Source organism: Cryobacterium sp. PAMC25264, from assembly GCF_019443325.1.
Taxonomy (GTDB): domain Bacteria; phylum Actinomycetota; class Actinomycetes; order Actinomycetales; family Microbacteriaceae; genus Cryobacterium.
The window spans coordinates 3,183,085-3,206,993 of sequence record NZ_CP080383.1; the positions used below are offsets into that span (position 1 = coordinate 3,183,085).

At 68.5% G+C, this 23,909-nt stretch carries 27 protein-coding genes and 1 riboswitch; of the genes, 13 read left to right on the forward strand and 14 right to left on the reverse strand.

The window, feature by feature from the left end; translation table 11 throughout:
- Positions 1 to 41: 41 nt before the first annotated feature.
- The 4 genes from KY500_RS14825 to KY500_RS14840 are packed head-to-tail and all read left to right on the forward strand — an operon-like array spanning position 42 to position 5,366.
- A complete protein-coding gene (locus KY500_RS14825) occupies positions 42 to 2,171 on the forward strand; it encodes an alpha-galactosidase (RefSeq protein WP_219901193.1) in 2,130 nt (709 codons plus the stop codon).
- A gap of 33 nt (positions 2,172 to 2,204) precedes the next feature.
- The gene (locus KY500_RS14830) at positions 2,205 to 3,521 is read left to right on the forward strand and encodes an ABC transporter substrate-binding protein (RefSeq protein WP_219901194.1); all 1,317 of its coding nucleotides are present in this window, start codon (positions 2,205 to 2,207) and stop codon (positions 3,519 to 3,521) included.
- A gap of 1 nt (position 3,522) precedes the next feature.
- On the forward strand, positions 3,523 to 4,458 hold the full coding sequence (locus tag KY500_RS14835) for a carbohydrate ABC transporter permease (protein ID WP_219901195.1): 936 nt from the start codon (positions 3,523 to 3,525) through the stop codon (positions 4,456 to 4,458).
- Positions 4,455 to 5,366, forward strand: coding sequence for a carbohydrate ABC transporter permease (locus KY500_RS14840; RefSeq protein WP_219901196.1), 912 nt, complete (start codon positions 4,455 to 4,457; stop codon positions 5,364 to 5,366). Before KY500_RS14835 ends, KY500_RS14840 begins: the two co-directional genes overlap by 4 nt.
- Before the next feature lie 119 nt (positions 5,367 to 5,485).
- On the opposite strand, the gene KY500_RS14845 is transcribed toward KY500_RS14840, so the two are convergent.
- Positions 5,486 to 6,001 (reverse strand): hypothetical protein, encoded by a 516-nt coding sequence (locus KY500_RS14845; protein WP_219901197.1) that lies wholly within the window; start codon positions 5,999 to 6,001, stop codon positions 5,486 to 5,488.
- Between the two features lie 97 nt (positions 6,002 to 6,098).
- Entirely contained in the window at positions 6,099 to 6,656 is a 558-nt protein-coding gene (locus KY500_RS14850; RefSeq protein WP_219901198.1) for a TetR/AcrR family transcriptional regulator, read from the reverse strand.
- Between the two features lie 53 nt (positions 6,657 to 6,709).
- On the opposite strand from KY500_RS14850, the gene KY500_RS14855 reads away from it, so the two are divergent.
- A complete protein-coding gene (locus KY500_RS14855) occupies positions 6,710 to 7,426 on the forward strand; it encodes an MBL fold metallo-hydrolase (protein WP_219901199.1) in 717 nt (238 codons plus the stop codon).
- Positions 7,427 to 7,479: 53 nt separating this feature from the next.
- Here the strand turns inward: KY500_RS14855 and KY500_RS14860 are convergent, their stop codons facing one another.
- Together KY500_RS14860 and KY500_RS14865 are read right to left on the reverse strand one after the other, a co-directional pair.
- A complete protein-coding gene (locus tag KY500_RS14860; RefSeq protein ID WP_219901200.1) occupies positions 7,480 to 8,079 on the reverse strand; it encodes a YdeI family protein in 600 nt (199 codons plus the stop codon).
- Positions 8,080 to 8,086: 7 nt separating this feature from the next.
- Entirely contained in the window at positions 8,087 to 8,494 is a 408-nt protein-coding gene (locus tag KY500_RS14865; protein ID WP_219901201.1) for a hypothetical protein, read from the reverse strand.
- A 251-nt stretch (positions 8,495 to 8,745) separates the two neighbouring features.
- On the opposite strand from KY500_RS14865, the gene KY500_RS14870 reads away from it, so the two are divergent.
- Entirely contained in the window at positions 8,746 to 9,600 is an 855-nt protein-coding gene (locus tag KY500_RS14870; protein ID WP_219901202.1) for a siderophore-interacting protein, read from the forward strand.
- A 2-nt stretch (positions 9,601 to 9,602) separates the two neighbouring features.
- Here the strand turns inward: KY500_RS14870 and murJ are convergent, their stop codons facing one another.
- Complete coding sequence (gene murJ / locus KY500_RS14875; RefSeq protein ID WP_219901203.1) at positions 9,603 to 11,180, reverse strand: murein biosynthesis integral membrane protein MurJ; 1,578 nt, start codon at positions 11,178 to 11,180, stop codon at positions 9,603 to 9,605.
- Positions 11,181 to 11,345: 165 nt separating this feature from the next.
- Here murJ and KY500_RS19475 point away from each other — a divergent pair, with 165 nt between their 5' ends.
- Complete coding sequence (locus KY500_RS19475; protein ID WP_255579397.1) at positions 11,346 to 12,623, forward strand: alpha/beta fold hydrolase; 1,278 nt, start codon at positions 11,346 to 11,348, stop codon at positions 12,621 to 12,623.
- Here KY500_RS19475 and KY500_RS14890 read toward each other — a convergent pair.
- Positions 12,620 to 13,027 (reverse strand): RidA family protein, encoded by a 408-nt coding sequence (locus KY500_RS14890; protein ID WP_219901204.1) that lies wholly within the window; start codon positions 13,025 to 13,027, stop codon positions 12,620 to 12,622. The genes KY500_RS19475 and KY500_RS14890 overlap by 4 nt on opposite strands.
- An 87-nt stretch (positions 13,028 to 13,114) precedes the next feature.
- Between KY500_RS14890 and KY500_RS14895 the strand changes: the two genes are divergently transcribed.
- The 4 genes from KY500_RS14895 to KY500_RS14910 all read left to right on the forward strand — a co-directional run bounded on the left by KY500_RS14895 (position 13,115) and on the right by KY500_RS14910 (position 15,358).
- The gene (locus tag KY500_RS14895) at positions 13,115 to 13,660 is read left to right on the forward strand and encodes a universal stress protein (RefSeq protein WP_219901205.1); all 546 of its coding nucleotides are present in this window, start codon (positions 13,115 to 13,117) and stop codon (positions 13,658 to 13,660) included.
- A gap of 10 nt (positions 13,661 to 13,670) precedes the next feature.
- Positions 13,671 to 13,743, forward strand: a riboswitch (Fluoride riboswitch).
- A gap of 42 nt (positions 13,744 to 13,785) precedes the next feature.
- Positions 13,786 to 14,526: a 2,3-bisphosphoglycerate-dependent phosphoglycerate mutase gene (locus tag KY500_RS14900; RefSeq protein ID WP_219901206.1), complete on the forward strand. Its 741-nt coding sequence runs from the start codon at positions 13,786 to 13,788 to the stop codon at positions 14,524 to 14,526.
- Positions 14,526 to 14,984 carry a CrcB family protein gene (locus KY500_RS14905; protein WP_219901207.1) on the forward strand — a complete coding sequence of 153 codons (459 nt, stop codon included), beginning with the start codon at positions 14,526 to 14,528 and terminating at the stop codon, positions 14,982 to 14,984. The genes KY500_RS14900 and KY500_RS14905 overlap by 1 nt, the downstream gene beginning before the upstream one ends.
- Complete coding sequence (locus KY500_RS14910; protein WP_219901208.1) at positions 14,981 to 15,358, forward strand: CrcB family protein; 378 nt, start codon at positions 14,981 to 14,983, stop codon at positions 15,356 to 15,358. Before KY500_RS14905 ends, KY500_RS14910 begins: the two co-directional genes overlap by 4 nt.
- On the opposite strand, the gene KY500_RS14915 is transcribed toward KY500_RS14910, so the two are convergent.
- From KY500_RS14915 to KY500_RS14930, 4 genes are all read right to left on the reverse strand, one after another.
- Entirely contained in the window at positions 15,355 to 16,080 is a 726-nt protein-coding gene (locus KY500_RS14915; RefSeq protein ID WP_219901209.1) for a hypothetical protein, read from the reverse strand. The two genes, KY500_RS14910 and KY500_RS14915, sit on opposite strands and share 4 nt — an antisense overlap.
- Positions 16,077 to 16,463: a PadR family transcriptional regulator gene (locus KY500_RS14920; RefSeq protein WP_219901210.1), complete on the reverse strand. Its 387-nt coding sequence runs from the start codon at positions 16,461 to 16,463 to the stop codon at positions 16,077 to 16,079. The genes KY500_RS14915 and KY500_RS14920 overlap by 4 nt, the downstream gene beginning before the upstream one ends.
- Before the next feature lie 246 nt (positions 16,464 to 16,709).
- Entirely contained in the window at positions 16,710 to 18,089 is a 1,380-nt protein-coding gene (locus KY500_RS14925) for an NAD-dependent succinate-semialdehyde dehydrogenase (protein WP_219901211.1), read from the reverse strand.
- A 157-nt stretch (positions 18,090 to 18,246) separates the two neighbouring features.
- On the reverse strand, positions 18,247 to 18,600 hold the full coding sequence (locus tag KY500_RS14930; protein ID WP_219901212.1) for a VOC family protein: 354 nt from the start codon (positions 18,598 to 18,600) through the stop codon (positions 18,247 to 18,249).
- Between the two features lie 67 nt (positions 18,601 to 18,667).
- On the opposite strand from KY500_RS14930, the gene KY500_RS14935 reads away from it, so the two are divergent.
- Both KY500_RS14935 and ald read left to right on the forward strand, forming a co-directional pair.
- Positions 18,668 to 20,371 carry a sodium:proton antiporter gene (locus KY500_RS14935; RefSeq protein ID WP_219901213.1) on the forward strand — a complete coding sequence of 568 codons (1,704 nt, stop codon included), beginning with the start codon at positions 18,668 to 18,670 and terminating at the stop codon, positions 20,369 to 20,371.
- A 211-nt stretch (positions 20,372 to 20,582) separates the two neighbouring features.
- Positions 20,583 to 21,689, forward strand: coding sequence for an alanine dehydrogenase (gene ald / locus KY500_RS14940; protein ID WP_219901214.1), 1,107 nt, complete (start codon positions 20,583 to 20,585; stop codon positions 21,687 to 21,689).
- A 200-nt stretch (positions 21,690 to 21,889) separates the two neighbouring features.
- Here the strand turns inward: ald and KY500_RS14945 are convergent, their stop codons facing one another.
- From KY500_RS14945 to KY500_RS14960, 4 genes are read right to left on the reverse strand one after another with little or no spacing between them, the layout of a single operon-like run.
- On the reverse strand, positions 21,890 to 22,429 hold the full coding sequence (locus KY500_RS14945) for a TetR/AcrR family transcriptional regulator (RefSeq protein ID WP_219901215.1): 540 nt from the start codon (positions 22,427 to 22,429) through the stop codon (positions 21,890 to 21,892).
- Positions 22,426 to 23,019: a sugar O-acetyltransferase gene (locus tag KY500_RS14950; protein WP_219901216.1), complete on the reverse strand. Its 594-nt coding sequence runs from the start codon at positions 23,017 to 23,019 to the stop codon at positions 22,426 to 22,428. The genes KY500_RS14945 and KY500_RS14950 overlap by 4 nt, the downstream gene beginning before the upstream one ends.
- 52 nt (positions 23,020 to 23,071) lie before the next feature.
- The gene (locus KY500_RS14955; RefSeq protein ID WP_219901217.1) at positions 23,072 to 23,557 is read right to left on the reverse strand and encodes a hypothetical protein; all 486 of its coding nucleotides are present in this window, start codon (positions 23,555 to 23,557) and stop codon (positions 23,072 to 23,074) included.
- The gene (locus KY500_RS14960; protein WP_219901218.1) at positions 23,554 to 23,829 is read right to left on the reverse strand and encodes a helix-turn-helix transcriptional regulator; all 276 of its coding nucleotides are present in this window, start codon (positions 23,827 to 23,829) and stop codon (positions 23,554 to 23,556) included. Before KY500_RS14960 ends, KY500_RS14955 begins: the two co-directional genes overlap by 4 nt.
- Between the last annotated feature and the right edge of the window lie 80 nt (positions 23,830 to 23,909).

Genomic DNA, 23,909 nt, shown 5'->3' on the forward strand with positions numbered 1-23,909 from the left:
AATGCTTGACATTAAGTTCCTTGCAATATAGAAATATATGCATGTCCCAGAGCAACACCGTCGTCCACCTCCGCAACGGCGGCACCAGCGTCATCATCGACGTGGCCGCACCCGCGCTACCCGTCATCGTGCACTGGGGAGCCGACCTGGGCGATCTCGAAGCCGCCGACCTCGACGCCATCGTGCTCGCCTCTCTGCCGCAGCGGGTCTCCGGCGGCCTCGACGAACCTGCCCGTCTCACCCTCGTGCCCCAGGATGCGGCCGGCTGGCAGGGCACCCCCGGCCTGACCGGCAGCCGCGCGGGCCGCTCCTTCTCCCCCCTTCTGTGCACCACGGAGGTCAGTCACACGCCGACCACGCTGTCCGCGCTGGCGACCGACCCCGACGCCAGGCTCACCCTCCGCGCCGAACTGGCCGTCGATGCCGCGGGCATTCTCAGCCAGAACCTCACCCTGACCAACACCGGCGACGACGACTACGACCTCGTCGACCTCACCGTGACCCTGCCGGTGCCCGCAACCGCGACCGAGATCCTCGACACCACCGGCCGACACCTGCGCGAGCGCACCCCGCAGCGCCACGGCTTCACCATCGGCCGGCACCAGCGGGACAGCCGCAAGGGCCGCCCGGGAGCGGACGCGACCCTGCTGCTCGCCGCCGGCACCCCCGGCTTCGGCTTCGAGACCGGCCTCGTGCACGCCGTGCACCTCGCCTTCAGCGGCAACTACCGCCTCGCCGCCGAGAAGCTCGTCACCGGCTCCAGCTTCCTACAGGCCGGCGAACTGCTCGCAGCGGGCGAGATCCGCCTCGCCCCGGGCGCCAGCTACACGACACCCGACGTGATCGCCTCCTGGGGCGACGGGCTCACCGAACTCTCCGCACGCATCCACACCCGCCTGCGGGCCCGCGCTACGCACCCGACCACGCCGCGCCCGGTCACCCTCAACACCTGGGAGGCCGTGTACTTCGACCACGACCTCGGCCGGCTCACGGCGCTGGCGGATGCCGCCGCCCGGGTGGGCGTTGAGCGGTACGTGCTCGACGATGGCTGGTTCCACGGCCGGCGCGACGACACCGCCGGACTCGGCGACTGGTGGGTGGACTCCGACGTGTGGCCCGACGGCCTCGGCCCGCTGATCGACACCGTCACGGGCCTCGGCATGCAGTTCGGCCTCTGGGTCGAACCCGAGATGGTCAACCCCGATTCCGACCTGGCCCGCGCACACCCGGACTGGATGCTGCAGGCCGCCGGCCGGTTGCCCGTGGAGGGCCGGCAGCAGCAGGTGCTCGACCTGTCGCATCCAAATGCCTACGCCTACCTGCTCGAGAAGCTCGACACCCTGCTTGGGGAGTACCCGATCGGGTACCTCAAGTGGGACCACAACCGCGACCTCGTCGACGCCGGCAGCACCCGCACCGGCGCCGCGGCCGTGCACGACAACGTCCTGGCGCTCTACGAGCTGCTCGACGAGCTCAAGGCCCGGCACCCCGGCCTGGAGATCGAGAGCTGCGCCTCGGGCGGCGCCCGCGTCGACCTCGGCATCCTCGATCACACCGACCGTATCTGGACCAGCGACTGCATCGACCCGATCGAGCGTCTCACCATCCAGAAGTACACCGGTCTACTGGTTCCCTACGAGCTGATGGGCGCCCACATCAGCGGCCCCGTCTCGCACTCCACCGGCCGCCGCCACGAGCTCTCGCTGCGGGCCGGCGTGGCCCTCTTCGGCCACCTCGGCATCGAGTGGGACATCAATGCGCTCTCCGACGCCGAGTACAGCGAGCTGGGCGACTGGATCGCCCTGTACAAGGCCAACCGCGACCTTCTCCACACCGGCACCAGCGTGCACGCCGACCACCCCGACCCGGCCGTGGACCTGCGCGGCGTTGTCGCGGCAGACCGCAGCCGCGCTCTCTTCGTGTTCACCCAGGTGGCGGCGAGCAGCTTCTACCCGGTCGGCACTCTCCGCTTCCCGGGCCTCGACGACGCCCGTCGGTACACCGTGAGGCCTCTCGCCCTCGGGTCCACCGGCACCGGCGCTGGCCAGTCGGCGCTGCCCTGGATCCAGCGGCCCCTCACCCTCACCGGACGGGCCCTGCGCACGATCGGCCTGCAGGGTCCGGTTCTTTTCCCCGAACATCTCGCAGTTTTCGAGATCACCTCCGCCTAAAGTTTTTTAGCGGATCAAGCGCAAGGAGGCGCCATGAAATCCCCCAGCACCATCCCCCATCCACGGCGACGGCTGCGGCGGGCGACCGCCTTGGTGGCCGCCGCCGCGACGCTGGCGGCGCTGAGCGGATGCTCCGCCGGCGACGACGGTCAGGTCACGCTGAACTTCTTCCAGTTCAAGCCGGAGGCCGTGGGCAATTTCACGGCGATCATCAAGGATTTCGAGGCCCAGAACCCGGGCATCCGGGTCATCCAGAACTCGGTGCCCGACCCGGACACCGCCATCCGCACCCTGCTCGTCAAGGACAAGGTGCCCGATGTGCTCACGCTGAACGCCAACGGCAACTACGGCGAGCTGGCCCGCGCCTGCATCTTCGCCGACCTCGGCGACGAGCAGGTCGCCACAACCGTGAACCCCGCCGTGCAAGACATCGTGCAGGCCCTCGGCACCTGCTCCGCCGACGGCGCTGACGAGGTGAACGCGCTGCCGTTCGCCAGCAACGCCAGCGGCATCCTCTACAACCCCGAGATCTTCGCCGCCAACGGCGTGGACGTCCCCACGACCTGGTCCGAGCTGATCGCGGCCGCCGACACCTTCCAGGCCAACGGGGTCACCCCGTTCTTCTGCACCCTCAAGGATGCCTGGACCGCCTCGCCCGCGTTCGTCAACCTGGGCGGCACCCTCATGCCGGACGGATTCTTCGACGCCCTCCGCGCCGAGGGCTCCGAGGTCTCCGGCGGTGCAGTGTCGTTCGAGAACGACTTCGCGGATGCCGCCGCCAAGGAGGTGGAGCTGTTCAGCTACTGCCAGGACAACTTCGCCAGCCGCGACTACAACGCCGGAAACAAGGCCTTCGCCGACGGAGAATCGGCCATGTACCTCCAGGGCTCCTACGCGATCCCTGCCATTCGCGCCAACAACCCAGACGCCTCCATCGGCTCCTTCCCGTACCCGGTCACCGACGACGCCGATTCCCGCGTCGTGGTCTCCGGGGTCGACGTGGGCATCATGATCGGCCGCAACACCCCGCACCCCGTCGAGGCGCAGAAGTTCGTCGACTACCTCATGTCGCCCGACGTCGTCACCGCCTACTCCGAGGCGCAGAGCACCTTCTCACCGCTGGCGGACGCCACACCCAACAACGACTCCGCCCTGGCCGGCCTCGAACCGTACTTCAGCGCGGGCAACATCATCGGCTTCATCGACCACCAGATCCCCGCCGCGGTGCCGCTGGTCAACATGCTGCAGTCGCTTGTGATCACCGGCAACACCGAGGCCTTCCTCGAGGATCTCGACTCCGAGTGGAGCAAGGTCGCCGCCCGCACCACCACACAGAGACAGGGGAAGTGAGATGACCGACACGATCTCGCGGGCAGCGAAGCCCGCCGCCGCACCCAAGCCGGCACGCGCCCGGTCGAATATCGCCCGCACGCCCCGCACCTTCTACTGGATGGTCGTGCCGGCCGTCGTGATCTTCTTCGGCCTGCACACCATTCCGGTGCTCTCCGGCATGTTCTTCAGCCTCACCAACTACGCCGGCTACGGCACCTGGGACCTGGTCGGCTTCTCCAACTACATCAACCTGTTCCAGGACGACCGGGTGCTCAACTCCTACGGGTTCACCTTCGGCTTCGCCATCGTCTCGACCGTGCTGGTGAACGTGATCGCGTTGGCGATCGCGCTGGGCTTGAACTCCAAGATCAAGTTCCAGGCGGCGTTCCGCGGGGTGTTCTTCATCCCCTATGTGCTCGCGATCCTGATCATCGGCTACGTGTTCAACTACCTGTTCGCCAACTCGTTCCCGGCGATCTTCACGGCGCTGGGCCTGCCGGGCCTGTCGGGCAACCTGCTGGCCAGCCCCGACTTCGCCTGGATCGGCATCGTCATCACCACGGTCTGGCAGGCGGCGGCGTTCAACGTCATCCTCTACCTGGCCGGCCTGCAGACGATCTCCGCCGATCTCTACGAGGCCGCCGCCATCGACGGCGCGAGTGGTTGGCGCCGGTTCCGGTCGATCACCTTCCCGCTGATCGGCGCGTACTTCACCATCAACATGGTGCTGTCGTTCAAGTCGTTCCTGCAGGTCTTCGACCAGATCGTGGCCCTCACCGCTGGAGGCCCGGGCACGTCCACCGAATCCATCGCCCTGGTCATCTTCCGAGGCGGCTTCCAGGGCGGCGAATACGGCTACCAGATGGCCAACGCCGTTGTGTACCTCTTCGTCATCATCATCGTTTCATTTCTCCAGCTGCGCATCCTGCAGCGCCGGGAGGCGAGCTTCTCATGACCGACACACTCACCAGCACCACGGCCCCACTGCCCGAGCCGCCGGATGCGCCCACCCGCGCCCCGCGCACCCGCCGACGACTCGACGGCGGCAACGGCGGCACCAACTGGTGGCTCACCGCTCTGATCGCGGTGTGCTCCCTCACCGTGCTCATCCCGCTGTACTTCACCGTGGTCACCGCGCTCAAGACGCCCGACCAGCTCGGCGGCACCGGGTTCGAACTGCCCACCAGCATCCGCTGGGAGAATTTCGCGGATGCCTACCAGCTGACGAACTTCCCCCGGGCGCTGCTGAACACGGCCCTGATCACGGTGGGCGCGGTCTTCCTCACCCTGCTGACCAACTCGCTGGTGGCCTATGCGATCGCCCGCAACATGCACAAGAAGTTCTTCAAGGGGCTGTATTTCTACTTCCTCGCGGCGATCTTCGTGCCGTTCCCGATCATCATGCTGCCGGTGGTGAAGGAGACCGCGCTGCTCGGCCTGGACACCCCGGTGGGCCTGATCCTGCTGTACACGGTCTACGGACTCTCGTTCAACATCTTCATCTTCGTGGCCTATATCAACTCCATCCCGGTGGAGCTCGAGGAGGCGGCGCGGCTGGACGGTGCGAGCACGTGGGGTGTGTTCTGGAAGGTGATCTTCCCGCTGCTCTCCCCCATGAACGCCACGGTCGGCATCCTCACCTGCGTGTGGGCGTGGAACGACTTCCTGCTCCCCCTGGTGGTGCTCTCCGACCCATCGGCACAGACCCTGCCGCTGGCGCAGTTCATTTTCCAGGGTCAGTTCAACACCAACTACCCGGTGGCGTTCGCCTCCTACCTGATGGCATTGGCGCCGCTGCTGATCGTCTACGTCATCGCCCAGAAGTGGGTGGTGAGCGGGGTCACCCGCGGTTCGGTGAAATAGCCGACGCCTCCTGGCCTGACCAGGCCGACGCCCTGCGTCGACGCGCCGAACACGAATCGCGCTCGATGCAGGACGTCGCCCGGCAGGTCACCGGGGCCAGGACGGGCCCGCGAGGCCAGCTAGTGCACCAGGATCTTCAGCAGCACGGCCAGCAACCCCAGCGCCGCGGTGGCCAGGGCGCCGCACACCCGCCAGTACCAGGTGACGCCGGTTCCACCGAAGGCGATCCAGCCCACCACGGCGAGAAGCCCCACCTCCACCCACAGGGCCGTCCAATAGGCCACTTCGCCCTCGTGCACCCCGAACAGGCCCAGCAGCAGGAACACCAACGGCAGCACCCCGGCCAACAACAGCCCCTCGGATTCGACCAGCGCGCCGCGCACCGACGCCGCCACCCGGACGGTTTCGGTGTCCGGCCGCTGTCGTTGTGCGGCGACGGTGTAGGCGAACACCTCGGTCGCCCAGAACACCAGCACGCTGAGAAGCGTGATCGCGAAGACATCCAGGATGCCGCCGCCCTCGTCCGCCACGGCGATCACGACGCAGACGAGCACCGACCCGGAGATCAACTCCGGGCTGATGAACCGCCGGCGCAGGCGCGCGGTCGACAACCGGCCCGTCGCATCCGCATCCACTCGTATCCATCCCCTCCCGCACACCGGCAGCGTCGCTACGTACTGTGCCCCGACCCTCTATCGGCGTCTAGGCCTGTCAGCAGGCGGGACGGCACACTCAGCAGACGGGCGCTTCCCGCGTGGCCGTGATCGCCTGGACAATCCGGTCGACCCCGTATTGCCAGGCCGTCTCAACGTCGCCGCCCAGGTTGAACCCGCCGTTCAGCTCCATGGTGATGAAGCCGGCCGCCCACGCGGTGAAGGTGCGCGCCGCCTCGAGGGCATGTTCCTCGCCCGCCAGTTCATCGGCGACGCGCAGGATGGCCGCACTCGCAGCCCGAACGAATTCGTCTCCGACCGCGGGCACGCCGGGCCCTGGCGTCATGATCAGCTGAAAGGCGGCGGGCCGCTCATGGCCGATCGCGCGCAGGGCGTTGGCCAACTCGACCGGCCCGACGGCCGCATCCAGCCTGCCGGCGAGCTTGGTGATTGTCGTCTCCGCGACCAACTGGATCAGCCGTTCCCGGCTGGGCACTCGCTTGTACAGCGACGGCGCCCGCACGCCGACTTGCTGGGCGACGGCCTGCATGGTCACCCCCGCGAGCCCGTTCTGCTCGAGCAGGTCAGAAGCGGCGAGCACGATGGCGTCAAGGGAGGTTCGGTCAGGCGTGGGCATGATTCAAGTATAGCTATTGACGATAGCCATGATGGCTATGTAGCATAGCCATCATGAAACTCGGACCTCACCTTCACCGCATCGGCAACGACATCGTGGCCGTCTACCTCGTCGACACCGTCGAGGGGGTCACCGTCATTGACGCTGGCCTACCCGGTCTCTGGCGGGAGCTGCTCACCGAACTCTCCTCGATGGGTCGCACCCTCGCCGACGTCAAGGGCGTCATCCTCACCCACGGTGACGGCGATCATGTCGGCTTCGCCGAACGCCTGCGCCGCGATCACGGAGTGCCCGTCTTCGTGCACCCCGGTGACGCCGACCGCGCGAAGGGCGGCAAGAAGCCGGCCAACGCCAAACAGTCGATGAAACTCGGCCCCCTACTAGGGTTCATCGGCTACTCCCTCCGCAAAGGCGGGATACGCGCGACCTACCTCACCGAGGTCACCCTTGCGCATGACGGCGAGACTCTCGACCTGCCCGGCGCACCCCGGATCATCGCGCTGCCGGGTCACTCGGCCGGGAGCATCGCGATCCACGTTCCCCTCGCCGACGCCGTATTCGTCGGCGACGGTCTCACCACCCGCCACGTGCTCACCGGCCAGGTGGGCCCCCAGCCGGCGCCGTTCACCGACGAACCCGGCCAAGCGATCGCCTCGCTCCGATCCCTGCTGCCCACCGGCGCCACGTGGGTGCTGCCCGGCCACGGCGCACCGTGGAACGGAGGGATCGCCGCAGCGGTCGCCGCGGTCGAAACGGCGGCGCACGCCTGACCCACCGTCATGCCACCCGGTCACCGACCGCACCGATCCGATCAGTCGGCCTCTCAGACGTCGGCCTTCCGCGTCCATTGGGCTGCGCGTTGGTTGAGGGAGGCACGCTCTGCCGTTTCGAGGATCCGAGCGGCTCGGGTTTGGGGTCGTTTGGCTTGGACGATCCATTCGAGGATGCCGCGGCGGGCGGACGGGGGGAACCGGTCCCAGTTCGCCCGTGCGGGAGGCTTCTCGCTGAACGCCTCGTCGAGGTCCGCTGGAACAATCAGGTCCTCGACATCATCAAGCAGCGTCCATGAGCCGTTGTTGATCGCCCGCGCGATCACCGCTTCACCGGCGGGAAGCAGGAGTCCGGCTGCACGGAGCGTTTCCACCCGGATCTTGTTCGGCCGGGACCAGTCACTCGTCGGTTTCCGTGGAGAGAAATAGAGCATCGTTCGCTCATCGTCGAGTTTCTGCGGCTTGCTGTCCACCCAGCCGACACAGAGCGCCTCTGATACGGCGTCGTCGTAGCCGACCGAGGGCCGGCCCGTGGCTTTCTTCCACGACACCAGCCAGACGGCTTTTTCGTGTGCGTGGTGTTCGAGTAACCACAGACGCCACTGAGCGCGAGTCTCCGCATGAACCCGCGGCGCTGTGGTCGGGCCAGCCACGACCGGCCTACCCGTCGGCGAGCTTGGCTGCGATCGATCGCAACGCTTCGTCGAGACTGTCCTGGATTCCCGGGTAGCTCGCCGAGGTCGTGAGGGTGAGGTTCAGGCGAGTGACATCGTCGCCTTGTTCGGCGCTGAGCTGGCCGTGGTATTCGTCGTTGTCGGGCGAGCCCCAGGAGATGACATGGTCGTCGGGGTCGGAACGGAACCAGGCATCGGCAGTGACCGGTTCCCCGTTGTCGTCTTCGGCCCCGTCCGGGTCAATGACCGCGGTCGTGCGCACCAGCTCGGCACCCACGAGCTCGGCCGAGGTTATGCGAGGAAAGTAATACGGGAGGTTGCGAGGATCGGCAATGAAAGCGAACGAATCATCAAGCGACTGCGGAAGGCTGATCGTCGCGGTGTAGGTGGTCATAGGAGTGAACCTTTCTGGCGATTTGGTCGATGCGCAGGTGCCAGCAGGGCTGTCACACGTCAGTCGCCAGACACCGGTTCGGGGATACTATCCGAACTAGACCCGCATTCACCATGCGCAACGCGCGCGCTGGACAGCGGCGTGACGGGGTGCTAGCGGCCGCGATTGTCATACTCGCCGGCGCGGTACCGGCCGTCGTGACGCACCCCGGCATTGCCAAGTGAGGGTTGCCTAACCTAGTGTCGAACGTGATGACTTCCCCCACCGCCACTCCCACGCCCGCCACCCGGATCGCTCCCGCCCGCCCCGCCCGGCCCCAGGTCACCCTCCAGGTCGTGCGCCGGCAACAGCTCAGCGCCCACCTGGTGCGGATCGTGCTCTCCGGGGACGAGTTCGACGACTTCGTCACCAATGAGTCGACCGACAAGTACGTGAAGATCTACTTCACCAAGCCCGAACTGGACCTCGCTGCCCCCTTCGATCTCACCGAGCTGCGCAAGACGCTGGCCCCGGACGACCTGCCCGTGACCCGCACCTACACAGTCAGGGACGTCGACTCGGAAGCTCGCACGCTCACCATCGACTTCGTCGTACACGGAGACACCGGACTTGCCGGCCCGTGGGCGAACTCGGCCCAGCCCGGCGACCTCCTCACCCTCTCCGCCCCCGGCGGCGGCTACGCGCCCGATCCGGCATCCGACTGGCACCTTTTCGCTGGCGACCAGTCGGCGCTGCCGGCCATCGCCTCGGCCCTGGCCGCGTTGCCCGGCACCGCGTCGGGCCTCGCCTTCATCCAGGTGCCCGACGCCAGCGAGGTCCTCCCCCTCGATGCCCCGCCGTCGCTGCAGATCCGCTGGCTGTTCGGCGACGACCCGGCCATCCTCGTGCGAGAGGTGGATGCGGCCACCTGGCTTCCCGGTCGCCCGCAGATCTTCGCCCACGGCGAGCGCTCCGCGATGAAGGGACTGCGCGAGGTGTTCGCCGGGCGCGGGGTGCACAAGTCCGAACTCTCCCTCTCGGGCTACTGGGCCTTGGGCCGCACCGAGGACCGTTTCCAGGCCGAGAAGCGCGAACCCGTCGGCGTGATCCTGCCGGTTCCGGGCTAGTCTTACCGCCGACGGATGCCGTCCCAGCTGCGATCGCCGAGCAGCCGGGAAAGCCCCGCGAAGATGGCCGCGACCCCGGCACCCGCCCCCGCCAGCAGCGCAGCCTGGCCGACGAAGCCCGCCGGAGTACCGACGGCCCCGAGCAGTATGGACCCGGCCGCGGCGCTGACCGCGGCGGCGGCGAGAAGCCGCAGGTAGTACAGGACCTCGTGCGGTCGTCGCGCGGGCAGGTGGCCGCGCATCCGGAAGGTGCGTCGGAGCGCGAGGTGGGCGGTCAGCCAGCCGGCGAGGTTGGCGACGGAGATGCCCGCCGCGATGCCGAGCACGGTGAACTCCGGCCGCAGCAGCAGGGCCGCCGCCGATCCGGCCGCGGAGAGCCCGGCGATGACGAGTTGGGTGCAGAACGGCCCCCGAGCATCCTGCAGGGCGAAAGACGTGCGGTTGAGCACGTAGGCCTGGCTGAAGCCCACCAGCCCGAGTGATAGCACCCCGAGAACATGCCCGACCACCGCGCTACCGAAGATCAGCTGGGTGAGCAGCGGCCCCACGGCCACGAAGAGGGCAGCAGCGGCGATCGACACGTAGGCGACCGGCCGGGTCGCCACCGACGAAAGCTTGTCGGTCTCCGCCAGATCGTTCCGGCCGGCCAGTCCGCTCATCCGGGTATAGAGCGCCGTGGTCAAGGACACCGTGACGATGCCATGGGGCAGCAGCACCAGGAGGTAGGCGAGCGAGAGCGAGTTCAGGCTGGCCCCGTCCACCCCCAACCGGTTGAGGGTGTGCCCCGCATTGTTGGCGACGTTGGCGGTGACCAGATAAGCCGCCTGGCCGGCCACGACGCCGAGCAGCGTCCAGCCTGCCAGGGTCGACATCTGGCCGAGCCCGCCGACGCCCCACCGGAATCGCATCCGGAAACCGATCTGCCGCAGCGGAATGATCAGGAGCAGCGCCTGCACCGCGATGGCGAGGGTGGCGGAGCCCGCGAGCACCGCGATCATGAGGGGGCTCCACGACGCGGCGTCGCCCAGCCCGGACGGCAGCGCCAGCAGGAACACCAGAATGCCGGCGATACCGATCAGATTGGAGATCGCGGGCGCCCACGCGGGGGCGCCGAAGACGCCGCGGGCGTTCAGCATCTGGGACAACACGGCGAAGGCGATCAGGAAGAACAGCTGCGGCAGGCACCAGTAGGCCATTGAGGTCGCGAGGGTGCGCCACTCGTCCGACCAACCCACCGTATAGATCCCCACGATGGCCGGGGCACAGAGGGTGAGCAGCACTGTGGCGGCGGCGCCGCCCACGAGCACCACGGTGAGTAGCCGGTCGGTGTTCTCCCGGCCGACGGGCCCGGCGTCCAGGTTCCGCACGATCTGGGGCACGAGCACCGCACCGAGCACACCGCCGGCGATCAGTGCGAAGAGATACGTGGGGGCCGTGTTCGCGGTCTCGAAGGCTTGGCCGCCCGCGTAGTCGCTCGTCGCGCCGATGGCAGCGACGAGCAGAATCGTCTTCACGAACCCCAGGCCCCGCGACACAAAGGTCGCGACCATCATCGATCCGATCGAACGTCGCACGCTCACAGCGGATGCCTCCGGCCCACCCAGTACAGCCGGCACGCCGACGCACATTCCCCCATGCTCCCAGCGTCCCACAGCCGGCACCCTCCGGGCCGTCGTTTCTCCCCACGATCGACGTTCGCGTCTCCGACCGCCATCAGGTTCACCGCGCCAGACCAGAATGGACACATGGGCACATCGGAATTCACCGTGCGGCGGGGGCCGGTCGAGTTGTACGTCACCGATACCACGGGTACGGGGTCACCGGTCGTGCTTCTGCATGGCTTGGCGGGGAGCAGCACCGAGATGCTGGCCACCGCGCGTGCGCTGCCCCACCATCGGGTTCTGACAATGGATGCGCGCGGTCACGGCCGGAGCACACGCCGCCCCGACGACGTCTCGCGCGAGGCTCACGTGGCGGATGTGATCCACCTGCTCGAGACCGTTGTCGGCGAACCTGTCGCCCTGGTGGGCCAGTCCATGGGAGGGCACACGGCACTGCTCGTCGCATCCGCCAGGCCTGACCTCGTGGACCGGCTCGTTCTTCTGGAGGCCGGCGTCGGCGGTGACGGCACCGCGGAAAGCCGGGCGGGGATGCGCCAGTTCTTCGACTCCTGGCCCACGCGATTTGCAGACCGGAGCGAGGCCGAGCTCTTTCTGGGCGATTCTGCCCTGTCGCGTGCGTGGATTGACGACCTGGAGCGTCGCCCCGACGGACTCTGGTGTCGCTTCGATGCCGACATCGTGATCGCGACGATCGAACCCGTCGACGCCCGCGCCCGCTGGGATGAGTGGACGACCGTGGCGGTGCCCACTCTCGCCGTCTTCGGTCGCGACGGCATGTTCGACACGGTGGCCACACGCGATTTCCTCCGTCGCGGTCGCCGTGTGCAGCACGTCGATCTTGCCGCGGGCGGTCACGATGCCCACCTGGAAGCCCACGATCTGTGGGTCGCTGCCCTCACCGCATTCCTGGACGGGCCTGCCGGCGGCTCGGCGACGGTTCGCCCCTACGAGTCGGCGGACGCGGCGGGAACTCTGGCGGTCTTTCTCGACGCCGTGACGGTTACAGCTGCCGGCGACTACTCCCCCGACCAGATCGCGGCCTGGTCAGCACCGCAAGAACGTGATGTGACCGAGTGGGATCTCGTCCGCAGCAGGCTCGGCACCGTAGTTGCGACGGTCGACGGCGAGGTCGCCGGATTCTCCGATGTCGACGATCAGGGCTACATCGACATGATGTTCGTAGCGTCGCGGTTCGGGCGCCGAGGCGTCGCCGGCGCCCTACTCAGGGAGGTCGAGCGCCGGGCCGGAGAACTCACGGTGCCCGCGTTGTGGACGAACGCGAGTATCACGGCCCGGCCGTTCTTCGAGCGGCACGGCTTCGTGGTCGTCTCGGAACAGCATCCGGTCATCCGTGGCACGCTCCTGCGCAATTACCGGATGCGCAAGGAGCTCGCTATCTAGTCCAGCACCGCGGCGACGGCTTCGATCTCCACCAGCTGGTCGGTGTAGCCCAGCACGGTGACGCCCAGCAGGGTGCTCGGCGCGTCGTGGTCCCCGAAGGCGCCCCGCACGATCGTCCACGCGTCCACGAGATCACTTTGCCGGGCGGATGCGACGAGCACTCGGGTGCTCAGCACGTCGTCGAGTTCCGCTCCCGCTGCCGCCAGAGCGATCACGAGGTTCTCCATGGCCTTCGCGGCCTGCGCCTGGACGTCGCCGACTCCCGCCGTGCTCCCGTCGAGATTCAGCGGACACGCTCCGGCCAGGAAGATCAGCCGCGCCCCGGCCGGAGCGGTGGCCGCGTAGGCGTACTCGGCGGAAGTGGAGAGAGCAGCGGACCGGATCAGGCTGACGGCTGAGGACATCCCCCCAAGATATCGCCCACCCGCACAGCACCCGACTCTTGCATAGGGGCCTACCGCCCAACCGGGTCTTCTGCCACCCTGTGCGCCATGAGCATCCGAGCCCATGTGGTGGTGGGCGTCTACCCCGGCCAGGCCGACGGCGTGGTGTTGCAAGCGGCGGTCTTCGCGGCCCGCTTCGACGCCGAACTCGTCTGCGCCTGGGCCGACCCGGGCCGGCAGCCGCGGTCCCACCATCCCGACGCCGCCTCGCGCCAACCGGCCGCTCCCCCGGCGATCGATCCCCTCACGGATGCGCCGCAACTGGCTGGCGACTCCGAACGGTCGACATCCGCGGCAGCCTTCGATCCCTACCTCTCCGCGCACCTCACGCGGATCCTGGGGGGGCACGCTATCCGGTGGAGCACCCGCCACCTCAGCGGCGACCCGGCCCGCGCTCTTGGCGCGCTGGCCGAGTCGCTCCGCGCCACGATGATCGTGGTCGGCACCCGTGACGGAACCGTGCGGGGTACCCTGCAAGAGTTCTTTGTCGGCTCCATTGCCATGAACCTGGCCCATCACCAGCATCGTCCCGTGGTGGTGATCCCCCTCTCGCCGGAGTCCTTCGACGACGAGTCGCCCTGGGAGTCGGACTGAGCGGTGTACCCTTTTGCGTGGTGATGGATCCCACCAGAGCACCCGCTCGAACCGCCGATTGCGCTGATGGTTCCTACCGACTTCATAGTCGTGCCGGGCCCGGCCGATGAGACTGGTGGGTGAGTGTGACGAGCAGGCCGAGCGGCGGATCTCTCGTTCTGCTGCGACACGGCCAGAGCACGGCGAACGCCGCCGGCCTCTTCACCGGTATTCTCGACCCCGCCCTGTCGGCGTCCGGCGCCGACGAGGCACGCGCGGCCGCGACCCTGCTGGCCGCGAACGACCTTGTTCCGGATGCCCTGCTCGTCTCCCCGTTGCGGCGCGCCACCCAGACCGCTCGGCTCGTGGCCGACGAGCTGGGCCTGCCGAAGACCGCGGTCACCATCGACTGGCGGCTGATCGAGCGTAACTACGGCGCCCTCACCGGCCGACACAAGGACGACGTGCGGGCCGAGTTCGGCGAGGCCCAGTTCCTGGCCTGGCGCCGGTCCGTCGACACGGCTCCGCCCGAGATGACCACGGACCAGCTCGCCGACCTCGCCGCGACCGAGCTGTTCCGCGGCCTGCCCGACCGCGCGCTCACCCGCACCGAGTCCCTGCGTCACGTGATGGACCGCGTTGCCGAGTTCCATGCCGAACGCGTCGAACCGTTGCTGGCGGATGCCCGAACCGTGCTGGTCGTCGCGCACGGCAATTCGCTGCGCGCCTACTGCGCCGTGCTCGAGCACCTCGACAAGTCCGCCATCCACGCGCTCAACCTGCCCACCGGGCATCCGTTGGTCTACCGGGACGGCGGTCGGCGCTACCTCGACGCTCCGCGCGCCGAGGCGGCCGCGCTGGCCCTCACCCTCGACGGCGGCACCTGATGATCGACCCGGACGCGCTGCCACGGCCGGTGCACCTGCGCTGGCAGTACCTCGCCCTGGTGTTCGCCGGCGGAACCGTCGGTACCGCCCTCCGCGAGCTCTTGGCGATCTCGGTGCCGTCCGTGGCCGGCGTCGCCGTGGTGATCGTGGGTATCAACATCGTGGGGGCCTTCCTGCTCGGCCTGTTGCTGGAGACCCTGGCGCGAAGCGGCCCGGACGACGGCCGCCGCCGCCAGCTACGGCTGCTGCTCGGCACCGGCGTGCTCGGCGGCTTCACCACCTACAGCGCCCTGGCCACCGACACGAGCCTGCTTCTGGCCGACGACCGCCTCGGCACGGCCCTGCTCTACGCGCTGGGCACCGTCATCGTCGGCGCCATCACGGCCTGGGTCGGCATCGCCTGCGGAGCCGCGGTGCACCGCCGGCGCCCAGGTCGTGGTGGAACGGTGGCCTCATGACGCCGTTGCTCTTCATGGTCGTCGCCCTGGCCGGCGGCGCCGGCGCGACCCTGCGGTTCCTGCTCGACGGCATTGTGCGCTCGCGCGTGAAGACCGCACTTCCCGTGGGCACCCTGCTCATCAACGTGCTCGGCTCGCTGCTGCTCGGCCTGATCACGGGCCTGACCCTGGCTCTCTGGCTGCCGGAGGCCTGGCACCTCGTGCTCGGCGGCGGCCTGATGGGCGGCTTCACCACCTTCAGCACCGCGAGCGTCGAAACAGTGCGGCTGGCACTGGACCGCCGTTCGCTCTCCGCCCTCGTCAACGGGCTCGGGATGCTGGTGCTCGCGGTGTCCTTCGCGTTCCTGGGCCTCTGGCTGGGGCTCGGCGTCTAGCGCGAGACCAGCATCGCCACGGCTACCATCACTCCGGAGAACACCGGGAACAGCCACGCGGTCACCAAGGCCAGCACAAGGCCGGAGCGCTGGCGCCCGGAGCCCCGCCCCTGGCGCGGATCGGTGATGTCATCGAGGCTGCCGCGGCGCAGGGCGCGCACGGTGCTGCCGATCGCGACGAGGAGCATGGCGCCGGCGCCGGCGACAACCCACGGCGTGGCGGCCAGGACCATCCAGGCCTCCTCGGCCGTCGCCGGTGCCACGAAAGAGGACAAACAGCCGGCTGCACCTCCGATCACCAGGAGGAGTCCGAGTATCCAGGGATGCCGGATGGCGGCGGTGAGGTAGAGCGGCAGCAGGGCGATGAGAATCACCGTGACCCCCAGCAGGGCCAGCTGTCCGGGTGAGATCAGCACGGGTTCGGACTCCACCCACGGCACGAGGGCCTGCATGAAAGTGAGGAACGCGATGAGCCCGGCCAACGACGACCACAGGGCCGCACCCTGCCAGATGCTCCGGTCGTCGCGGGGCAGCTCGAGAGCGGCGGCGTAGTCGCGGGCGGGCCCGAATGCCTCCTGGGCGCTCTGGCCGGTATCGTCAAGCAGCTCCCTCGCGCTGGCGACCGTATCACCGATGGCCCCGCCGTCCACCTGGCGCAAGCGAAGTTCCACGATGAGGTCTTCGAACCATTTCTTGTCCGAGGTACTGATGTTCGTGGTCATGACGGGTTCTCCTCGGTCGGTCGATGCTCGGTCAGGTACGTGATCGTGGTTCCCGTGAACCGCGCCCAGTCGGCCCGCAGCCTGTGCAGTTCGGCGCGCCCGATGTCGGTAAGGGCGAAGTACTTCCGGCCGGGGCCGGCATCGCCCGGCCGCCATTCGGTCACCACCAAACCCGCAGCCTCGTACCGGGTCAACAAGGGATAGAGCGTTCCACCCTTGATCACCCCCAGGCCGCTGCGCTCGAGGTCGGCGATGATCGCGTACCCGTACGAGGGGCCGGCCTCGAGCGCGCGCAACGCCATCAGGCCCAGCGTCGCCCGCAGCCAGTCGCTCGGCCAGTCCCCCGCGATCGGGTCTGGGGCGTCGGGGCGGTGAGAAGACATGACTATATTGTGTGTCTAAGTAGTATGACTGTCAAGCCACCGACCAGGACGGCGTCACAGGGACTCGAGAGCGCGAAGGAAGTCTCACTGGCGACGGCCCCGTGCGCCGGTCCAACCTGCTCCCGCAGCTTTCCCGCCGCAAAACCTCGCCTGCCCCGGCCGATCCGCTCAGGCGCGCCGAACTCACCGCGGTCGCAACCCTGACGACAGACGCGACGGAGCCCGCCGCGGGGCTGGGCGTGGCGATCAGCCGAGGCGGATCAGCTTCTTGTTGGTGAACTCCTCCATGGCGAACCGGCCCATCTCGCGGCCCGAGCCGGAGCGCTTGACGCCGCCGAACGGCAGCTCGGCCGCATCGCCGAGCACCAGGTTGACCCAGACCATGCCGGCGTCGATGGCATCCGCCACCCGCAATGCCTGGTCCTGGTCGGTCGTGTAGACGTAGGAGCCCAGGCCGAAGGGCGTGTCGTTGGCAACCCGCACCGCTTCCTCCTCGGAGGAGACCCGGTAGATCGCCGCGACGGGGCCGAAGAACTCCTCCCGGTAGGCATCCATCTCGGGCGTGACATCGGCGAGCACTGCCGGCGGGAAGAAGTTGCCGGTGGCGGTACCGCTGGCCAGCACGGTCGCACCCTGGGCAACGGCCCGGCCCAGCTGCTCCTCGAGACGCTCGGTGGCGGCGGCAGAGGAGAGCGGCCCGAGCAGGGTGCCGTCGGCGAACGGGTCGGCCGGCTGCGCGGCGGTGAACACGGCGGTGAACTTCTCGGCGAACTGCTCGTAGAGGTCGTCGATCACGATGAACCGCTTGGCGGCGTTGCAGGACTGGCCGTTGTTGTCCAGGCGGGCGTTGACGGCATCCTGCACCGCGGCATCCACATCGTCGGTGGAGAGCAAGATGAACGGGTCGGAGCCGCCAAGCTCGAGCACGACCTTCTTCAGGTGCTTGCCCGCGAGTTCGGCCACGGCCGCGCCGGCTCGTTCGGAGCCGGTCACCGAGATGCCCTGCACCCGCGGGTCGGCGATCAGGGTCGCGACCTGCTCATTGGTGGCGTAGATGTTCACGTAGACCCCGGCCGGTGCGCCCACCGTCTGCGCGGCCTCGGCGAAGATGTCGGCGATGGCGGCCGCAGACTCCGGGCACTGCGGGGCGTGCTTGAGCAAGATGGTGTTTCCGCCCACGACGTTCGGGCCGGCGAAACGGGCCACCTGGTAGTACGGGAAGTTCCACGGCATGATTCCCAAGAGCACGCCGAGGCCGCCGCGGCGGATGAACGCGCTGCCCTTGCCGTCGGAGAGCTCGATGGGCTCGTCGGCGAGGAACGCCGCACCGTTGTCGGCGTAGTACTGGTAGATCGCGGCGGCGAAGTCCACCTCGCCCAGGGCCTGGTCGAGCGGCTTGCCCATTTCACGCACAATGATCTCGGCCAGTTCGTCACGGCGCTCGGTGTGCAGCTCGGCGACCTTCTGCACCAGGGCGGTGCGCGCGGCGACACCGGCCGTGCGCGACCAGTCACTCCGGGCGGCGTCGGCCGTGGCCACGGCCGCCTCCAGCTCATCCGCGGTGATGGTGGGATACTCCCGCAGGGTCTCACCGGTGGCGGGATTGATGACGGCGTAGTGGCTCATGCTGGTTCTCCTTCGGTGACGCACGGTTCGGCCAATGGATGCGCAATCCATCGTTCTGACAACTCTTTCCGCAGCCGAGCGGGCTTATTTCGGACGAATTCGCCCCCATAGTGCCATATGAAGCCCTGAGATCGATATGCCCCGTGCGGATGTGAGCTCATGCCGGCTGCCACAGTTCGATCCTGTTTCCTTCCGGGTCGGTGACCCAGCCGAACCGGCCCACGCCCGCCATCTCCTGGACGTCGTCGGCCACATCCGCCCCGGCAGCGCGCATCTGCGCGAGCATGGCGTCGAGGTTGTTCACCCGGAAATTGAGCATGGTCTGTTGTGCCCGCGAGCCGAAATAGTCGCTGTCAGCGTCGAAGGTCGCGAACACCGTCGGCCCGACCGTCTGGCTCCACAGGCCGTTGGCGTCGATATCCAGGCCCAGGCACTCGCGGTACCAGGCGCTCAGCGCCGTCGGGTTCGCAGCCCGTAAGAAATATCCACCGATTCCCAGTGCTCGTTCCATGCGGACATCCTGGCACGACACCGATACGGAAGACTGGCACGACACCGATTGCGGAAAGACAGGCACCATGGACGTCCAGCTGCTCCTCGTCATGACCGGCGCCCTGATCATCGCCGCCTTCGCCCACTTGCGCGGTCTGCAGGCGGGCATCGTCACCGTCACCCTGGCGGCAGCCATCTCGTTCATCCCCGGCCTGCCCCGGCTGGAACTCGACCCCGAGCTGATCCTCGGTGTCGTGATCCCGCCGCTGCTCTACTCCGCCACTCTGAACTTCTCCTTCTTCGCGTTCGTCAAGAACCTGCGCAGCATCCTGGGTCTCGGCGTGGGCCTGGTGGTCTTCACCACCGTCGTGGTCGGCTTCCTCACCTCCTGGATCGCCCCGGAGATCGGCCTGGCCGGGGCGTTTGTGCTCGCCGCCGTGGTCTCACCGCCGGACTCGGTCACCACGGTCAGCCACGGCCGCGAGATCGGGCTGCCTCGGCGCACGATCTCGATCCTCACCGGGGAGAGCCTGGTGAACGACGCGGCCGCGCTGACCCTGTTCGCGGTGGCAGTGGCCGCCGTCACCGGAGACAGCGAATTCATCGAGAACCCGTTCCTGCTCTTCGGCTGGGAGGCCCTGATCGGCCTGATCCTCGGTGTGATCGTCGGCCGGGTCGTCGTCGCGGTGCGCCGCCGAGTGGGCAACCCCACCATCGAGAGCGGGCTCAACCTGCTGGTGCCGTTCCTGGCCTACTTCGCCGCCGAGCAGCTGCACGCCTCCGGCATCATCGCCGTCGTCGCGGCCGGCTTCACCGTGAGCATCTCGCACTTCACCGTGCGTCCGAGCACGGCGCCGTCCACGGCGTACCGCACGCGGCTGCAGGAGGCGGCGCTCTGGCCCGTGGTCGACCTCATCCTCGAGGCTTTCGTCTTCGCCTACATGGGCCTGCAGTTCCGGTTCGTGCTCGAAGACCTCGCCGAGTCGAGCACGCCCACCTGGTCCACCATCGGCCTGGGCCTGATCGTGCTGCTCGCGGTCATCCTCTGCCGGTTCGCCTGGGTCTACTTCAGTTACGGCCGCGCCCAGCTGGCCCTGCTGATCTACGCCAAGCGGATGGCCGCCTCGCTCGACCCCACCGCCCTGGGCCGCAGACGCCGCCGCGGCTCGGCGCGTCCGGCGGACCCGGCCAGCGCGGCCGGGCGCGACGACGGTCGTGGCAGCGGGCGTGGCAGCGGGCGTGGCGGCGGGCGTGGCGGCGGGCGTGTGGGGCGACGCGTCGGCGGGCGCGACGGCCACAGCGGACCGCTCGGCCGGGAGGGTGGCCGAGACCGCGGCCATATCACGGTGCTTACCCCGGCCGAGAACCTGCTGGTCTCCTGGACCGGCATGCGCGGCATCATCACGTTCGCCGCGGCCGGCGGGATCCCACTCACGATCGCCTCCGGCGCGCCGTTCCCCGGCCGCACCATCATCCAGACCGTGGCGTTCATCGTGGCGGTCGGCACCCTGCTGCTGCAGGGCTCCACCCTGCCACTGCTGGCCAAGACACTCCGCATCGACACCAGCGCGGAAGACGCCGAGGTCGAGGAGGGCCGCGCCGACGCCCGCGCCGCAGCCGCGGCCGCCGTGGCCGGGCGGGAGGACCGCACCAGCGGCGAGTACTTCGACCTGCAGCGGGCCGCCCTCACTCAGGCCGTGGTCTCCCGCGAGGTCTCCCCGGCCAGCGCCGGCGACGTGCGGCACGAGCTCGACGCCCTCCAGGCCGGTGTGACGCCCCTGCTCGACTGACGGATGTGCCCGCTCCGGCGACCGAACAATCTACGGTCGCCGCGGCGTGAGCGAGGGATCATCGTCGGAAAACAAAAACGCCCGACCGAGTTTGCGCGTGATTATTCGGCCGAAACCCATCTGAAACAGGAAGACAGCAGTATTTCCTGCAGGGACCAGTTGATTCTTCGGGCTGACCCCGCATCCAATCCCTTCCCCACCTGGAGCAATCATGCGCGTCGGAATCCCCAGCGAGATCAAGAACAATGAGAACCGAGTGGCCATCACCCCCGCGGGAGTGTCCGAACTCACCCGTCGCGGCCACGACGTGGTCGTCCAGCGCGGGGCCGGCCTCGGCTCCTCCATCACAGACGACGCCTACGCCCTGGCCGGTGCCACCATCCTCGACACCGCGGCCGAGGTGTGGGCCGCCGCCGAGCTGCTGCTCAAGGTGAAGGAGCCCATCGCGGCCGAATACGGCTACCTCCGCGCCGACCAGGTGCTCTTCACCTACCTACACCTCGCCGCCGATCGCGCCCAGACCGAGGCGCTGCTCGCCTCCGGTACCACCGCCATCGCCTACGAGACCGTGCAGCTGCCGGGCCGCAGCTTGCCACTGCTCTCCCCCATGAGCGAGGTCGCCGGGCGGCTGGCCACCCAGGTGGGCGCGTACCACCTGATGAGCGCGGCCGGCGGGCGCGGCATCCTGCTCGGCGGCGTGCCCGGCACCCCCAAGGCCAAGGTCGTCGTGATCGGCGGCGGCGTCGCGGGCGAGCACGCGGCGGCCAACGCCCTGGGCATGGGCGCCGACGTCACCATCATCGACCTGTCGGTGCCGCGCTTGCGCGAGCTGGAAAACCGGTTCGACGGCACGATCCAGACCCGCGTCTCCACCGCGTACGAGATCGCCGCCCAGCTTGCCGACGCCGACCTCGTCATCGGCTCGGTGCTCATCCCCGGCGCCGCAGCACCCAAGCTCGTCACCGACGAGATGGTCGCCGGCATGAAGAAGGGCTCGGTGCTCGTGGACATCGCCATCGACCAGGGCGGCTGCTTCGAGGGTTCACGGCCCACCACGCACGACGAACCCACCTTCACCGTGCACGACTCGGTCTACTACTGCGTCGCCAACATGCCCGGCGCTGTGCCGGAGACGTCCACCCGGGCGCTCACCAACGCCACCCTGCCCTACGTGATCGCGCTCGCCGACAAGGGCTGGGAGCTAGCCATCGCCGATGACGCCGCGCTGGCGGCCGGCCTGAACATCCACGCCGGCGCCGTCACCAACGCCGGCGTCGCCACCGCGCTCGGCCTGCCGCTCGCCGCCGCCCGCGGCTAGCGCTCCCTCCGGCGCCGCGACGGGCCGCCGAGAGGTCGCAAGGGTCCCTTCTCATCACCTCACAGGGGACCTTCGCGGCAACTCGGCGAGAGCCCGACCGCCCGGGCCACTCCGCTCCCGAGGTGCGCGGGTCAGGCGCCTGTGCGCGGGTTGCGCGCCAGGCGCGCAGCGGCGCCGCGCCCGCGGAAAGTGCCGGCCCGCTACCGTGCCGTGATCCGCGCCACGGCGTCCACCGTGCGGTGCGGGTCGGCCGGAGCGGTGTCGAGGGCCCGGTGGATGGACAAACCCTCAATCAGCGCATCCAGCTGGGCAGCCGTGTCCGGGGAGAAGTGGCGTTCGAGCGCGATGCGACTTCGGCGCATCCATCGGTGGGTGATCTGCCGGTACTCGGGATTGCGCGCGGCCAGGGCGTACAGCTCGTGGGTGAGCACAAGCTCGTGCGGGGAGGCGAACAGGTCGTCGTTGATGATTCCGACCACCGCAGCCCGGGCCTCGGCCAGGCTTCCGGCCGCCGCCAGCCGGCTCTCGAACACGGCCACGACGGTGTCCGAGAACCGGGTGAAGGCCTCCCGCAGCAGTTCGTCCATGCCGGTGAAGTGGTACGTCATCGAGCCGAGCGGCACATTCGCCCGTTCGGCGACCTTGCGATGCGAGGTGCCCGCCACGCCGACCTCCGCGATCAGCTCCAGGCAGGCGTCGATGATGCGGTCGCGCCGGCCGGGGTCGAGACGGCGGGTCACCGCTCGTCGTCCGGCAGCTCACGGATGACGCGGGCCGGGTTGCCCACGGCGATCACGTTCGCCGGCACGTCCTTGGTGACCACGGAACCGGCTCCGATCACACTGTTGTCGCCGATGCTCACGCCGGGCAGCACGATGACACCGCCGCCGAGCCAAACGTTGTCGCCCAGCACGATGGGCCGCGCAGCCTCGACCTTGTCTCGGCGGGGCTCGGCGGCGAGCGGATGCGTGGGGGTGAGCAGCTGCACGTTCGGGCCGAGCTGGCAGTCCCGTCCGATGGTGATCGTGGCGACGTCGAGGGCGGTGAGGTTGTAGTTGATGAAGGTGCCGGCGCCCACGGTGATGTGCTCGCCGTAGTCCACGAACAGTGGCGGCTTGATGAAGGCGCCCTCGCCCAGGTCTCCGATCAGGTCGTCCAGGATCGGCCTGGCCGTGGCCGCATCGACCGCGAACGCCGCCTGGTAGTCGCCGGCCAGCCGCACAGCGCGGTGGGCCGCCTTCTCAAGGTCGGGGTCGTCGGCGATGTAGGGATCCCCGGCGAGCATCCGCTCACGGTTGGTGCGGTCGTCTCCCGCGAAATAATCAATCATGTGTACGAACGTACACTAGTCGCGTACGTTCGTACACACGCAGGTCGAATGCCTAGACCTTCATCCGCAGCGCTGTCACGAAGGTCGGGATGGTGATGATCAGCTGCCAGGCGATCACGGGGATGATCACCATCACCTCGGTGGGTGCGGCCCACCACGGACTCTGGGCAAGGAGCATGAGCACCACGGTGATCACGAAGACCACCGAGAGCACCCGGTAGGACTGCGCGTAGACCAGGCCACGGATCTGTGCCTGCCGCTCGTCGAGCACCTCGGGCGACAGCTCTTCAACGCCGCGCGTGGAGGCCTTGAGACCGCCGAGCGTGATCACCATCGCAACCATGAGCACCACCATGCCGCCGATGAAGACGCCGACGGGCATCAGCCCAGCCGTGCCGATGAGCACCCCCTCAACCACCAGGATGGCAATGAGTCCGGCAGCCAAGAGGCGACGAGCGCGCGGGTTGCGCAGGCTCTCCATCGACGGGTCGTCCAGGCGGGCCGCGCGGCGCTGCTGGGAGGTCAAGGATGCGTTCATCGGCGTTCTCCTTCGGTGTTGTAGAGCTGGTCGGCCATGCTGGCGAACGGGGTCAGCGAAAAGACGGCGTCGAGCGGAACCCCCAATGCCGCGGCAATGCGCAGCGCGAGCACCAGGCTCGGGCTGTACTCCCCGCGCTCGAGGTAGCCGATGGTTTGGTAGTGCACCCCGGCCAGCTCGGCAAGCTCTTTGCGACTCATGCCGCGCTCGGCGCGCAGCACGGGCAGCCGCGTGTAGAACTGAGGCTGCTCATCTTGCGCTTGCTTCTTCATGTAGCATGATGTACTACACTAATTCGTGTTCGCACAAGACAGACGGCCGTGCCGCCTCTTAGCCAGACGGTCACCGCCGG